Below are 12,723 nucleotides of genomic sequence, written 5' to 3' on the forward strand. Positions count from 1 at the left end.
GGGTTGAGAAATAGAAAGTTCAGTCGGCAACGGGCAGTGCGCGCACCGTGTAGGCGCACGTGAGCGAACGGTTCAGTTTCGGATCGTGCAGTTCAAATTCGAATTTTTCGCCATAGCCCAGCTCGCCCTTGACCGGCTGCGTGCCGCAATACATGGCGGTTCCCACCGGCAGTTCGGCGGCATTGGCGTACTTCTGCGCCAGCTCGCGGGGATCGCGCAGCGACGTCATCGCGCCTTCCTGATACAGCTCGCGCACGCCGTTGCGGGTGCGCCAGCAGCGCGCGATCAAGTCATCCCAATGGCCGGCCACTTCGTCGAAGCGCCAGACGTCACGGCTGACGGGCTTCGCGCACATCTGCTTGGAAACCGTCACGTCGTAGGCTTCGGCCTTGCGGTCCGTGTGGTCCGAGCCGATGCCGACCAGCAGGCCTTCGGACGTCGACAGCAATACGGCTTCCACTTCGCCGGACGAGTCCGCGCGCGGCACTTCGATTTCGTCGTCGGTGGTCAGCAGCGCGGCGGCCAGCGGGTAGTAGCAAGGAACGGTGGAGGGCGCCTTGACACCAATCGCTTCCAGTTCGCGAATGTGATGCTGCACGCCTTCCGCGTCGCGGCCGGCCCAGCCGGCGATGACCAGATGGTCGATCTGGACGCTGCGTTCGCCGGTACCGGCAATGTTCAGATTGAGTTTCGGCATGATGTATGAGGTCCTTTCGTTGCGGCGTGGCCGCGCTTTGGCAATTCGATTGGGTACGAGGTAATGCAGGCGTCCGGCGGCCGGGCCGTCAGATCGAGCGGATGATGTTCTTGCGGAATTCGTCGATGTGTTCGCGTATCGCTTCGCGTGCGGCAGGCACGTCCCTGCGCTCCAAAGCATCGATGACGGCCATGTGTTCCTGGTAGACATTGGCCAGGTGAATGGGATCCTGCAGGGACAGGAACCAGAAGCGGGCTTGTTTCTCGTGCAGATTGCGCAGCAGTTCCGCCAGCACGCGATTGCGCGACGCCGCCGAGATGGCGATATGGAATTTCAGGTCGAGCGCCATGAGGCCGTTGATGTCGCGATGTTCCAGCAGCTCGGCGGAACGCTGCACGATGTCGCGCATGGCCTGCAGGTCGCTGTGGTGCGCGCGCTCGGTGGCTAAGGTCACACACAGCAGCTCGTTGCTGAGGCGCACTTCGATCATGTCCAGCACGTCGTTCAGGGACAGCGGCGCCACCAGCACGCCTTTGCGCGGCAGGATGGTCACCAGGCCATCGCTTTCCAGACGGTGCAGGGCCTGATGCACCGGCGTGCGTCCCAATCCCAGCAGGGCGCCGACCTGCGATTCGTTGATGGCTTCACCCGGGCGGAACTCGCAGGCAATGATGCGGCGCTTGATTTCCGCATAGGCGAGCTCACGCAAGGCGGCGCCGGATGACGGACGGGGCGCCGCCGCTTCCTGTTTGGTTTCGGCGTTCAAAGGAATGACTACGGAGCGCGACATGAGGGGGCCTGCTTCTGATGATCAAGTGATAATACTCTGATATATCACTAATTCGGCATGCGGGTTTTCCCCAGGCGGTTTTCCCTGTGCGTACGTGGGCGGTGCCACGAACAGGCGCGAGTGGGCAAGGCGCATCGCGGGCGCCGGCCATGCGCGTGGGTGTCGATGTTGGAAGTGAGCGACGCCTAGGTGGGGCGCCTGTATGAATGGTGCCGACGAAATCGCGGCCACCTTGTTTAGCGACTGAACCCGCACATGACCATCCGCCCACGTTTGCGGTTGGAGCCCTCTGAATCGACGTGGTTACAACGCGGGAAGTAAATTGGTCATTAAGCGTGCAGAGGTGGTGGAAGAGGCATTTATGTCGCGTTGAGGAGACATCCACTGACCGAATTGCTTCCGCGAGCTTCAGAAGTGTATTATTTAATATGTGTGATGTATTAAATAATACTTTATAGCGCATTTAAGTCGGATAACTTTTAATTATCCGACCTAGATATCCGATACCTGGGACGCGTCGGATGGACACGGCCACCTAAGCATTCCGCGAGATAGGAGAACGACTTCATGGCCACGGGTGTGCAAGCTTCGGACGTCTGGGCGGCGGCGGACGCGTTGTTGCAGGCGGGCGAGCAGCCTACGATCGAACGGGTGCGATTGCATTTGGGACGGGGCTCGCCCAATACGGTCGGGCCGCATCTCAAAGCTTGGTTTCGTGGCCTGAGCGAACGCCTGGTGGGCGGGCAAGGGCGGTCCACGGACATTCCCGAAGGGGTGACCCGCGCGGTGACGCAGATTTGGGAGCAAGCCCTGGCCTCGGCCCGTGAGGAATGGGCGCTTGCATCGGCGCGCGAGCGCGATGAACTGGCGCGGGTTCGGGAGCAGATTGCCTCGGACCAGGCTGCTCTCGCGCAGGAGCAGGTTCGCCTGCGTATCCGGGAAAGCGACCTGGAGGCTGCCGCGCATGCCGCCCGCGCCCAAGCCACGGCTGCCGAGGAGCGCTTGCGTAACGCCGAACGACAGGCGCGGGACGATGCGGCCGCCCTCAAGACGCTGAATCAGCGATTGGCCGCAGTCCAGGAGCAGGTCGTCGCCGGCCAGCATGCTTTGCGCGAGGCGCAAGCGGCCGGACGGGAGGCGGTGGCAGCCAGTGAAGCTCGCCACTCGGCCCATGAAAAACGCTGGCTCGGTGAGATCGACGCCCAGCGTCAGGCGCTGAAGAAGACGCAGGAAGAATTGGACCGGCTGCGCAAATCCACCGAGGCCGCTGCCGCCCAATTCCAGGCGCAGGTGTCCCAATTCCAGTCCCAATCCACCCAGCTTCAGGCGCAGGTAGCGACATTGCAAGGGGAGTTGACCCAATCCCGCGACGAGATCGATGCCCAGGCGCGCCGCGCGGCGATGGCCGAGGCGAATGCCGAGACCTTGTCCGCGCGCATGGCAAGCGCCGCCGAGGCGGCCGACGCCGCGCGAGCGCAGGCCGCGCAATCGTCCGCTCAACTCATCGCGCAGAACGAAACGCTGCGGGAACAACTGGCCGCCAAGGATCGCCAGATCGAACTATTGATGCAGGTAGCCGCGCGCGTCAGGGCCTCTGACGATCAAGGCCAGGACAGCAGCAAGGAGAAGGCGCTAACGGCGCAAGCCACTGGCCCCGTCTCGGCGCCGGCCAGCCCCACGTCGGCTGACGCTGCCGGGGCAAAAGTTTCAGGAAAGAAGGGGAGGGGCGGCTGAACCGCTCAATCCGGGACGATCGGCGATTCGTGGCCCACGGCAGAGAGGAAGCAGCCTGCCTGTGAGGGCGCGCTACGTCGACTGGAATTTGCGGGACCTTTAACTTGCGGGACCTTTAGTATGAAAGATGAAGGGATTTAAAGGCTGGATCCGCCTACCAGGTTGTATCACTGGGCTCGGAAGCTTGATTTGTCGTAGTGGTTTATCCGCGCACAGACATGGATCACAGCGGATGGAAACAGGCGGCCGCTCGTCTATCGCCAACCGGCTCCAGCGCCGGCACGCGGGCTTTGCAATCGGCCTGGGCATTGACGCAGCGGGGATGGAAGGTGCAGCCCGGGGGCAGGTTGGTCGGCGAGGGGATCTCACCCTGGATCTTGGGCAGGGCGATGCGCGCCCTGGGATCCGGGACGGGCGATGAGTCGCGCAAAACCCGGCTGTAGGGGTGGCGCGGGTCGTCCAGCACCTGGCGGGTCGGGCCGGTTTCTATGATGCGGCCCAGGTACATCACGCTGACGGTGTCGCAAAAGTGGCGAATCACACCCAGATCGTGGGACACGAAGACGAACGCCAGCCCGCGTTCGCGTTTCAAACGCTCCAGCAATTGCAGGATCTGGGCCTGCACCGACACGTCCAGCGCCGACACCGGCTCGTCCGCGACGATGAGCTGCGGATCGAGCACCAGGGCGCGGGCGATTCCTATCCGCTGCCGCTGACCGCCCGAGAATTCATGCGGGTATTTATCCAGGGCCGACACCGGCAATCCTACTTCCTGGATCGTCTGGACGATCTTGGCATCGATCGCCGATGCGTCGCCGGCGCCATGGACGAACAAGGGTTCCGCCAAGGTCTGGCGTATGGTCCGGCGCGGGTTCAGGGAGGCATAGGGATCCTGGAAAACGATCTGGATGCGCTGCCGCAAGGCCCGCAACTGGGCGGCGCCGGCGCTGCGCAGGTCCTGGCCGTCGAAGACGATGCTGCCTTCGTCCGCTTCGATCAGGCGCAGCAGCATGCGGGCCACGGTGGATTTGCCGCAGCCGGATTCGCCGACCAGCCCAAGCGACTGGCCCCGTCCCACATCGAAGGACACGTCGTTGACCGCATGCACGATCTTTTTCGCGCCGCCCAGCCAGCCCCCGCCGCTATGGAAGCGCTTGACAAGATGACGCACCTGCAACAACGGATTCATGGATGTGCTTTCCCGCGGCTGCGTGACTGCCTCCTCGACAGAGGGTTCGCGTTGAAAACTACCCGGCACGTTCACGGGTGTACCCTCCTGACGCTGCGCGACCGCCTCCCCAAGAGAGGACTCGCGCTTGGCCTGGTCCGGCACGTTCATGCTTGCTCCTTGGAAGCGGACAATCCCGATGCTTGGGAATTCGACGTCAGGCTTTGTGTCACCTTGACGCCGCCATCGGGCGCTCTCACCAAACAGCGCACCGCATGCTCTCCGCCAATGTCGTTCAACGCCGGCCGCCTGGCCTCACAGGCGGGCTGCCGCAGCGGACAGCGCGGCGCATACGCGCACCCCGCCGGAATCGCGGTGATCGCGGGCACGCTTCCCGCGATGGGATCCAGGGACGCCGCATCCGTATCCACCCGCGGCATCGCCCGTAACAAGGCCTCGGTATAGGGATGCGTGGGCGCGGCGAACAAGGTGTCGACGTCCGCCGTCTCCACCACTTCGCCCGCATACATCACCGCCACGCGGTCGGCGATCTGCGCCACCACGCCCAGGTTGTGCGTAATGAACACCACCGCCATGCCGCGCGCCGTCTTCAGGTCCGCCAACAGGCTGAGGATCTGCGCCTGGATGGTGACGTCCAGGGCCGTGGTCGGCTCGTCGGCCAGCAGGACCTTGGGCTTGCAGGCCAAGGCCATGGCGATCATCACGCGTTGCCGCATGCCGCCGGAGAACTGATGCGGATAATCGTCGTAACGGCTGGCCGCGGCGGGAATCTTCACTTCCTCCAGGGCCTGCAAGGCTTCCGCCCGGGCATCTTTCCACGACACCTTGCGGTGCTGGCGTATCGCTTCGGCGATCTGGTCGCCGATCCGCATGGTCGGATTCAGGGAAGTCATCGGCTCCTGGAAGATCATTGCCAGCGCATTGCCGCGCAGGCGGGTCATTTCCTTTTCGGACAAGGCCGCCAGGTCGCGGCCTTCCAGCAGGATCCGTCCGCCCGCATGGCGCGCGCCGGCCGCGGGCAGCAGGCGCAAGACGGAAAGCGCGGTGACGCTCTTGCCGCTGCCCGATTCGCCGACGATGGCCAGGGTTTCGTTGCGCCTGACGCTCAAGGAGACGTCGCGCACCGCCGCGTGCCATGCCCCGCCGATGCGGAACTCGGTGCGCAGGTCGCGCAGTTCGAGCACGACGGGCGCGGCGCCGCTCGTCTCGTCGCCGGGAAGGGCTTGTTCATCCTGCATCGTGCGAACGGGCGTCAGAATCGATTCCTTCATCATGAATGCTCCGATCGCAGCTTGGGATCGATGGCGTCCCGCAAGGCATCGCCCAGCAGGTTCAAGGCCAGCACCGTCAACAGGATCGCAATGCTGGGAAATACCGTCAGCCACCAGGCATCCAGGATGTTCTCGAAACCCTCGCGGATCATGGCCCCCCAGGTCGCGGCAGGAGGCGGCACGCCCAGGCCGATGAAGCTGAGCGAGGCCTCGGTGCGGATGGCCGAGGCCATCCACAGCGACCCCACCACCACCACGTCGGAAATCATGTTGGGCAGGATATGCACGCCCATCAGGCGCAGGGGACCGAAGCCCAGGGCCCGGCCGGCCTCGACGAAGTCGCGCTGCTTCAGGGCGATGGTCGGCGCCCGCGCCACCCGCACGAAGGGCGCGATCTCCGTGATGGCGATGGCGATGATCAGGTTCTCCAGGCTGGCGCCCAGCATCGCCGCGACCATCAAGCCCAGCAGCAGGGTTGGGAAGGAGAGCAGGACGTCGACCAATCCCATGATGAACTGGTCCAGCAGTCCGCCCACATAGCCCGCCAGGATGCCCAGGGACGCGCCGATGCTCATGGCGATCAGGATGGCGACGAAACCCACCAGCAGCGACACGCGCGCGCCATAGATCAGGCGCGACAGCACATCCCGTCCGTAGCTGTCGGTGCCCAGCCAGTAGTCGGCCGACGGCGGATCCAGCCGGTAGGCGATGTTCTGCTGCAAGGGATCGTGCGGCGCGATCCACGGCGCGAACGCCGCCACCAGGACGATGGCCAGCAGCAGGCCGATGCCGACCCACGAAAGCTTGTTGCGCCGCAGGGCCTGCCACAGCGCATTGGGCCGGCGCGAAACCGGGGCGGGCGAGGCGGCGGAGGAAGGAACGGCGCTCATTGGTATTTCACCCGGGGATCGACCCACCCGTACACCAGGTCGGTCAGCAGGTTGACGAAGATCACGCAGGCGGCGAAGACCACCATCAGGCCTTGCAGCAGCGTGTAGTCGCGGGTATTCAACGCGCCGAGGATCAGCTTGCCGAGTCCCGGCCGGTTGAACACGATCTCGGTCAGCACCGAGTTGCCGATCAGCGTGCCGAAATACAGCCCCACGACGGTGACGATGGGGATCAGCGCGTTGCGCAGGCCATGGCGCAGCACCAGCCGCATCGGCCGCACACCCTTGGCGCGCGCGGTGCGGACGTAGTCCTCGCCCATGACGCCCAGCATGGACGAGCGCGTGACGCGCATGACGTAGGCGGTCATGATCAAGCCCAGGTTCAGGGCCGGCAGGACCAGGGCGCGCAACTGGCTGGTCCAGTCGCCGGCGATGGTGCTGCCGATCACCGGAAACCAGCGCAACTGGATGGCGAAGGCCAGCAGCATCAGGATGCCCGAGACGAAGGCGGGAAAGGACAGGCCCGCCAGCGACAGCACCCGGCCCAGGTAGTCGGGCCAGCCGTTGCGGCGCAAGGCGGCCCAGGTGCCCAGGGGCAGGCCGAGGATCACGCCGATGAGGATGGCGGCGGCGGTCAACTGCAGCGTCCACGGCAGCACCAGCGCGACTTCCTGAAGCACCGTGCGCCCCGACGCCATCGAGACGCCGAAATTGCCGGACAGCATGTCGCGCAGGAAATGCAGGTACTGCACCTGCATGGGCAGGTCCAGGCCCAGCCGGGTGCGGAGCGCGGCCAGGGCTTCGGCGCTGGCCTGGTCGCCCAGCATCACGGCCGCCGGATCGCCCGGCACCAGGCGCACCAGCACGAACACCGCCGTCAGCATGGCCAGCAGCGTGGGGATCGCCAGCAGCAGGCGCTTGACCGCATAACGCATCATGATGCGTGCTCCCTGGCGGCCGCTGTTTCGGATGGCGCCCGCGCCATCAGGCGTTCCGCCTTGAGGTTCTGGATGGGACGCCGGGTGCCGCCGCGCAGGACCAGGTCCGCCATCGTCGCGCCCACCACCGGCACCAGCTCGAAGCCGTGGCCGGAGAAGCCGAAGGCATGGAATACCCCCGGCGCGTTGGGCGAGGGCCCGACCACCGGCAGCAAGTCCTCGGTCTTGGCCTCCAGGCCCGCCCACACGCGCACGATGCGGATATTGGCGACCGCGGGAAACAGGTCGGTGGCGGCATGGGCGCCCTTGGCCAGCACTTTCATGCGCGCCGTCGACGTTTCCTTGTCGAGGTCGGGGATGCCTTGCAGGCCGCCGCCGATCACCAGCGTTCCCTGGTCGGACTGCTTGAAGGACAGGGAGCGGCCCATGATGGCCACCACCGGCTTGATGAAGGGCCGCAGGCGTTCGCTGACCATCATCATGGACGACTTGGCGGCCAGGGGAATATCGTCGCCCACCAGCGCGGCGATGCGCGCCGCCCAGGCGCCGGCGGCGTTGACCACGGCCGGCGCGGTCCAGCTTCGGCCGCCTTCGCCGATCACGCGCCAATCCTGGCCCCGGCGTTCGATGGCCGTGACGCCGCAATGCTCGACCAGCTCGACGCCGGCCTGCAGGATGGCGCCGCGAAAGGCGCGCAAGGCGCGATGCGGATCGGCGGCGCCGTCGCGGCGGGCGATGGACGCGCCCAGGCAATGATGGCTCAGCTCGGGCAGCAGGCGGCGCAGTTCGCCGGTGTCGATGATTTCCTCATGGACATAGCCGGCGGCGCGCAGGCCTTCCACCCGGGCCTGTAGCTTCTGCAAGGCGGCGGGCGTTTCGGCCACGCAGATCTGCCCGTTGGCGTGGAAGCCGCAATCGTCGTCCACCAGCGACGCCATGGCGTGCCACATATCCATGGCTTCCAGGGCCAGATCGAGTTCGCGCGGGTCGCGGTTCAGCGTGCGCACGCCGGCCGCGGTGGCGCCGGAGGCATGGCGCCCCACCCAGTGCTTCTCGACGACGACCACGCGGGCGCCGCCGCGCGCGAGATGCAGGGCGGCCGACAGGCCGTGCAGTCCACCGCCGATGACGACGGCGTCATAAGCCCGGGTTGCCGCCGGATTGCTGCTGGCGGGGCTGCTGGGGGCGCTGCTCATTTGGCCTCCGCTTTCTGCGCGTCTTCGAGGTCCAGGCTCGCCAGTTCTCCCAGCGTCAGCGGTTTCAGCGGCGGCCGCACGCGATAGAAACCGACCTCGGCGACCGGACGCTTCTGTTTCTCCGCGAGGATGTGCGCGATGGTGTAGCCGCACTGCCGTCCCTGGCACGGCCCCATGCCGGCGCGGGTGAAGGACTTGATCTGGTTGGGGCCGGGCTGGCCCAGGTCCGCGGCCTTGCGGATGTCGCCCGCCGTCAATTCCTCGCAGCGGCAGACGATGGTGTCGTCGGCGGGCGAGGAAACGTTGGGACGCGGCGGATAGAGCGCGTCCAGCATGGGACGCAGGCGCAGCATGTCGGCCAGGGAGGCGCGCAGGGGCGCGGCGGCGGCCGATGCCTTGGCGGCGTCCAGCGCGCCCGCCGCCAGCGCCATGCCCAGGGCGGCGATCTCGCCGCGCACGCAGGCGGCATTGGCGCCGCCGATGCCGGCTCCGTCGCCCGCCACGTACAGGCCGGGCCGGCTGGTGCGGCCCCATTCGTCCAGCACGGGCGCGAGGCAGGACTGCCGTTCGTTCCACGCATGCTCGCATTCCAGCGCGCGCGTCATGTGGATGGACGGCACCACGCCTTCATGGACCAGCAGCACCTGCGCGTCCGCGCGCTGCGTGGCGCCGCCGGGCAGGGTGTATTCGAGCTGTTGCAGGCGGCCTTCGCCCAGGGCGCGGAATTCCCGCACGCCCGCGATGCGGCGCACGCCGGCTGCGCGCAGTTCGCGCAGCCAGCGCAGGCCCTTGCCGACCTCGCCGGCGCGGCGCAAGGCGTCGCCCAGATAGGGCAGGGCGCGGCGCCAGGCGCCGGGGGGCGCGGTGTCCAGCCAGCCGGCGATCTTGCCGCCGGCGCGCAGCAACTGCGCCATGTAGAGCAGCACCAGCGGTCCGCTGCCGGCCACCCAGACGGGCTGGGCCGGCACCTGGCGCGAGGTCTTCAGGAGTATCTGCGCCGCGCCCACGGTGAGCACGCCGGGCAGCGTCCAGCCGGGGAAGGGCATGGGCCGCTCCTGCGCGCCGGTCGCCAGCAGGACCTGCCTGGCGCGCACGGCTTCGGCCTTGCCCGCCCGGGTCATGTAGACGTGCCAGTCGGGCTCGATCTGCCACACCTGAGTGCCCGGTTCGTAGACGGCGCCGCTGCGCCGGAACGCCTCGGCCAGCGCGGCCCCGGCGCGGTACTCGTCGCCCAGCAGCGCGCCGGTGGGCGTCGCCGCCACGGTTTCGACCGCGCGCCAGATCTGGCCGCCGGGCGCGGGTTGCTCGTCCACCACCAGGACGTCGCGGCCCAGGGCGCGCAGGCGGATGGCCGCGCTCATGCCGGCCGGGCCGGCGCCCACGATCAGGACATCGAATTCGCGCATCATGGCAGCACGCTCCGCTTGCCGAACTGCCGCTGCACGCGCATGCCCTCGCGGACGGTGACCAGACAGGTCTGGGTGGAGGCCACGCCGTCGACGATGGCCAGGCAGTCGAAGCACACGCCCATCATGCAATACGGCGCGCGCGGACTTTCCCGCACGGGCGTCGTGCGGGAGGCGGGGGCGTCCTGGCGCAACAGGACGGCGGCGACGGTCTCGCCGGGTTCGGCGGCGGCCGGCTGGCCGTCGATATAGACCGTCAGCGTCTGCGCGCCGGGTTCATGCAGCTTGCGAAACATCGAAGCGCTCATGGTTGAAGGCATCCAGGAATGAAGACCAGGCCGCGCGGGCGGCCGCGGCGGCGGAAGAAACGGGTTGCTCGCCGGCAGCGGCGATGGCAGGAATCGCCGCGCCGGCGCGCGGCAAATGCGCGGCGAAGGACAGCGGCAGCTCGCCGCCGTCGATCGCCCGCGCCAGGGGCCCCGCATGGAAGGCGGCCAACGTGACCCCGGAGTGGCACAGCGCGGTCCAGGCGCCGGGTTGCGTGGCGGATTCGGCATAGACGGGACAGCCGTCCCGCGTCATGACGCGCAGGCAGGACCACTGCCGCACCAGGCGCGCCCGCGCGAGATCCGGCAGCACGCGCAAGGCCTTGCGCGCCATGCGGGTGGCCGCGATGGCGGTGGTGCCGATGTCGTAGCCGGTGTCTTCCTGCGTCAGGCCGACCAGCACCGTGCCGTCGCCCGTCTGGCGCACGCCGCTGGCCGGCACCGGCAGCAGCGGCGCGAGGCGCTCGGTAACCAGGACCTGGCCGCGCTGCGGGCGCAACGCGATGTCCAGGCCCACCATGGGGTTCAGGGCATTCGACCCCAGGCCGGCGGCGACGATTACGCGGCCCGCGTCATAGCGGTCCTGGCCCGCGGAAACCGTGAAGCCGCCTCCCGGGGCCCGCGCGATGGCGTCGACGCGATGCCGGCTGATCAGTCGGCCGCCCCGGCCCTGGTAGGCCGACTGCAAGGCGGCCAGCAGCCGCAGCGGATTGACGTGGCCGTCGGTCGCGCCGAAGCTGCCGCCCGATACCTCGTCGCCCAGGCGCAGGGTGGGGAAGCGGCGCTGCAACGCGCCCCGGTCCAGCATCTCGATGCAGGAGGCGCGTTCGGGCGTATTGCCTTCCCATGCGCGCATGCGCTTCGCGCGGTCTTCCCATTCCGCCTCGCCGAGGCAGAAATGCAGGCCGCCACGGCATTCGTATTGCAGGTCCATGCCGCTTTCGCGCCGCAGCTCGGCGGCGAACGCCGGCCACAGGGTCGCGGCTTCATGCGACAGGCGCTGGTAGTGGACGTTGCCATAGCCCTTGCCCTGCACCCACACCAGGCCGAAATTGGCCTTGGCCGCGCGGAAATCGGTATCCGCGCCGTCGAGCATGAGCACGCGCCGGCCGCGTCCGGCCAGGCCCAGGGCGATGGCCGAGCCGACCATGCCGGCGCCGGCGACGATGTAGTCGTAGTCCCGGGTCATCGCGTGTCTCCGGCCGGCGCGCGGGCATGTCCCGCGAGATCGGACCGCGGCGTCGCCGGACGCTGTGCGCGTCCCGGGACTCGTCCGTCGGCCCACGATAGGCTATAACCCTTTCTGGACCGGAAGCATGGCCTATTCGAAAAGGTTATACAGGACACGGCATGGCGCGAACGCTCAATCTGCGGCAAATCGAGGCCTTCAAGGCGGTCATCGAACACGGCACGGTCAGCCAGGCCGCGGCGGTGCTGGGCGTCACGCAGCCGGCCGTCAGCAAGCTGCTGGCGCACCTCGAAGCCGATACCGGGCTGAGCCTGTTCGAGCGCGTGCGCGGCAAGCTGGCCGCCACGCCGCACGGCATGCGGCTGTACGAGGAAGTGGATCGCATCTTCGCCGGCCTGCGCCAGGTGGAACAGGCGGTGGAGTCCATCCGCCGCGACGAACAGCGCACCTTGATCGTCGGCGTGCTGCCCGCGCTCTCCGGTTCCTTCATCCGCCGCGTGACGATGAATTTCCTGCGCCATCATCCCGACGTGCGCGTCACCATCCAGTGCCGCGGCTCGCAGTTCCTGGCGGATTGGCTGGCGACGCGGCAGATCGACGTGGCGCTGGTCGGCAGCCGGGTGGACAACCCGTACATCGACCGTGACCCGATGTTCCAGCACGCCTTGATGTGCGCCTTGCCGGTCAACCATGAGCTGACCCGCAAGCGCGTATTGCGGCCGCGCGACCTGGACGGGCTGCCGTTCATCGCCTTCGGCGCGGACAGCCAGACGCACCAGTTGGCGCAGATCGCCTTCCAGCGCGCGGGCGCCAGGCTCAATGTGGTGCTCGATACCAATACCGCGCCGACGGCATGCGAGTTCGTCGCGGCGGGGCTGGGCGTGTCGTTGATTCATCCGCTGTTCGCCGATGGGTTGCAGAATCGCCTGGTGCTCAGGCGTTTCGATCCGGAAATGCAATTCCACTTCCAACTGTGCCGGGTGCGCGCCTCGCGCAACGAAAGCCTGGTGGAGACCTTCGTGCGGGAAGCCCGCGCCGTGGCGGCCCAGGTTTCCCGCGAATTGCGCTGAAGCGGGGGCGATTCGCGCCGGCCGCCC

At 67.5% G+C, this 12,723-nt stretch carries 12 protein-coding genes; 2 read left to right on the forward strand and 10 right to left on the reverse strand.

The features are described 5' to 3' along the window. Positions 1 to 19 precede the first annotated feature (19 nt). Complete coding sequence (locus CAL29_RS14390; protein ID WP_094853666.1) at positions 20 to 697, reverse strand: DUF2848 domain-containing protein; 678 nt, start codon at positions 695 to 697, stop codon at positions 20 to 22. An 88-nt stretch (positions 698 to 785) separates the two neighbouring features. After that, complete coding sequence (locus CAL29_RS14395) at positions 786 to 1,487, reverse strand: GntR family transcriptional regulator (protein ID WP_094853667.1); 702 nt, start codon at positions 1,485 to 1,487, stop codon at positions 786 to 788. A 567-nt stretch (positions 1,488 to 2,054) separates the two neighbouring features. Here CAL29_RS14395 and CAL29_RS14400 point away from each other — a divergent pair. Next, positions 2,055 to 3,221 (forward strand): DNA-binding protein, encoded by a 1,167-nt coding sequence (locus CAL29_RS14400; RefSeq protein ID WP_094853668.1) that lies wholly within the window; start codon positions 2,055 to 2,057, stop codon positions 3,219 to 3,221. Positions 3,222 to 3,444: 223 nt separating this feature from the next. Here CAL29_RS14400 and CAL29_RS14405 read toward each other — a convergent pair whose 3' ends face one another. The 8 genes from CAL29_RS14405 to CAL29_RS14440 form a co-directional block, all read right to left on the reverse strand. Continuing rightward, on the reverse strand, positions 3,445 to 4,410 hold the full coding sequence (locus CAL29_RS14405) for an ABC transporter ATP-binding protein (RefSeq protein ID WP_094853669.1): 966 nt from the start codon (positions 4,408 to 4,410) through the stop codon (positions 3,445 to 3,447). Between the two features lie 146 nt (positions 4,411 to 4,556). Then, a complete protein-coding gene (locus tag CAL29_RS14410; RefSeq protein ID WP_094854095.1) occupies positions 4,557 to 5,648 on the reverse strand; it encodes an ABC transporter ATP-binding protein in 1,092 nt (363 codons plus the stop codon). A 32-nt stretch (positions 5,649 to 5,680) separates the two neighbouring features. Then, a complete protein-coding gene (locus CAL29_RS14415; RefSeq protein WP_094853670.1) occupies positions 5,681 to 6,571 on the reverse strand; it encodes an ABC transporter permease in 891 nt (296 codons plus the stop codon). Next, positions 6,568 to 7,509, reverse strand: coding sequence for an ABC transporter permease (locus CAL29_RS14420; protein ID WP_094853671.1), 942 nt, complete (start codon positions 7,507 to 7,509; stop codon positions 6,568 to 6,570). The genes CAL29_RS14415 and CAL29_RS14420 overlap by 4 nt, the downstream gene beginning before the upstream one ends. After that, on the reverse strand, positions 7,506 to 8,705 hold the full coding sequence (locus CAL29_RS14425) for an NAD(P)/FAD-dependent oxidoreductase (protein ID WP_094853672.1): 1,200 nt from the start codon (positions 8,703 to 8,705) through the stop codon (positions 7,506 to 7,508). Before CAL29_RS14425 ends, CAL29_RS14420 begins: the two co-directional genes overlap by 4 nt. Continuing rightward, positions 8,702 to 10,114: an NAD(P)/FAD-dependent oxidoreductase gene (locus CAL29_RS14430; RefSeq protein WP_094853673.1), complete on the reverse strand. Its 1,413-nt coding sequence runs from the start codon at positions 10,112 to 10,114 to the stop codon at positions 8,702 to 8,704. Before CAL29_RS14430 ends, CAL29_RS14425 begins: the two co-directional genes overlap by 4 nt. Continuing rightward, positions 10,111 to 10,407, reverse strand: coding sequence for a (2Fe-2S)-binding protein (locus tag CAL29_RS14435; RefSeq protein WP_094853674.1), 297 nt, complete (start codon positions 10,405 to 10,407; stop codon positions 10,111 to 10,113). The genes CAL29_RS14430 and CAL29_RS14435 overlap by 4 nt, the downstream gene beginning before the upstream one ends. Then, the gene (locus tag CAL29_RS14440) at positions 10,388 to 11,626 is read right to left on the reverse strand and encodes an NAD(P)/FAD-dependent oxidoreductase (protein ID WP_094853675.1); all 1,239 of its coding nucleotides are present in this window, start codon (positions 11,624 to 11,626) and stop codon (positions 10,388 to 10,390) included. Before CAL29_RS14440 ends, CAL29_RS14435 begins: the two co-directional genes overlap by 20 nt. A gap of 161 nt (positions 11,627 to 11,787) precedes the next feature. On the opposite strand from CAL29_RS14440, the gene CAL29_RS14445 reads away from it, so the two are divergent. Next, positions 11,788 to 12,696, forward strand: a complete 909-nt coding sequence (locus tag CAL29_RS14445; RefSeq protein ID WP_094853676.1) for a LysR substrate-binding domain-containing protein — start codon at positions 11,788 to 11,790, stop codon at positions 12,694 to 12,696. The last annotated feature ends 27 nt before the right edge of the window (positions 12,697 to 12,723 follow it).

Source organism: Bordetella genomosp. 10 (assembly GCF_002261225.1).
In the GTDB taxonomy this organism is placed as follows: Bacteria; Pseudomonadota; Gammaproteobacteria; order Burkholderiales; family Burkholderiaceae_B; genus Bordetella_C.

Bases quoted from the DNA above. Each gene is read 5' to 3' on its own strand.
- CAL29_RS14440 (WP_094853675.1), bottom strand. From the start codon at position 11,626: ATGACCCGGGACTACGACTACATCGTCGCCGGCGCCGGCATGGTCGGC.
- CAL29_RS14415 (WP_094853670.1), bottom strand. From the start codon at position 6,571: ATGAGCGCCGTTCCTTCCTCCGCCGCCTCGCCCGCCCCGGTTTCGCGC.
- CAL29_RS14405 (WP_094853669.1), bottom strand. From the start codon at position 4,410: ATGAATCCGTTGTTGCAGGTGCGTCATCTTGTCAAGCGCTTCCATAGC.
- CAL29_RS14445 (WP_094853676.1), top strand. From the start codon at position 11,788: ATGGCGCGAACGCTCAATCTGCGGCAAATCGAGGCCTTCAAGGCGGTC.
- CAL29_RS14420 (WP_094853671.1), bottom strand. From the start codon at position 7,509: ATGATGCGTTATGCGGTCAAGCGCCTGCTGCTGGCGATCCCCACGCTG.
- CAL29_RS14425 (WP_094853672.1), bottom strand. From the start codon at position 8,705: ATGAGCAGCGCCCCCAGCAGCCCCGCCAGCAGCAATCCGGCGGCAACC.
- CAL29_RS14430 (WP_094853673.1), bottom strand. From the start codon at position 10,114: ATGATGCGCGAATTCGATGTCCTGATCGTGGGCGCCGGCCCGGCCGGC.
- CAL29_RS14400 (WP_094853668.1), top strand. From the start codon at position 2,055: ATGGCCACGGGTGTGCAAGCTTCGGACGTCTGGGCGGCGGCGGACGCG.
- CAL29_RS14395 (WP_094853667.1), bottom strand. From the start codon at position 1,487: ATGTCGCGCTCCGTAGTCATTCCTTTGAACGCCGAAACCAAACAGGAA.
- CAL29_RS14390 (WP_094853666.1), bottom strand. From the start codon at position 697: ATGCCGAAACTCAATCTGAACATTGCCGGTACCGGCGAACGCAGCGTC.
- CAL29_RS14410 (WP_094854095.1), bottom strand. From the start codon at position 5,648: ATGCAGGATGAACAAGCCCTTCCCGGCGACGAGACGAGCGGCGCCGCG.
- CAL29_RS14435 (WP_094853674.1), bottom strand. From the start codon at position 10,407: ATGTTTCGCAAGCTGCATGAACCCGGCGCGCAGACGCTGACGGTCTAT.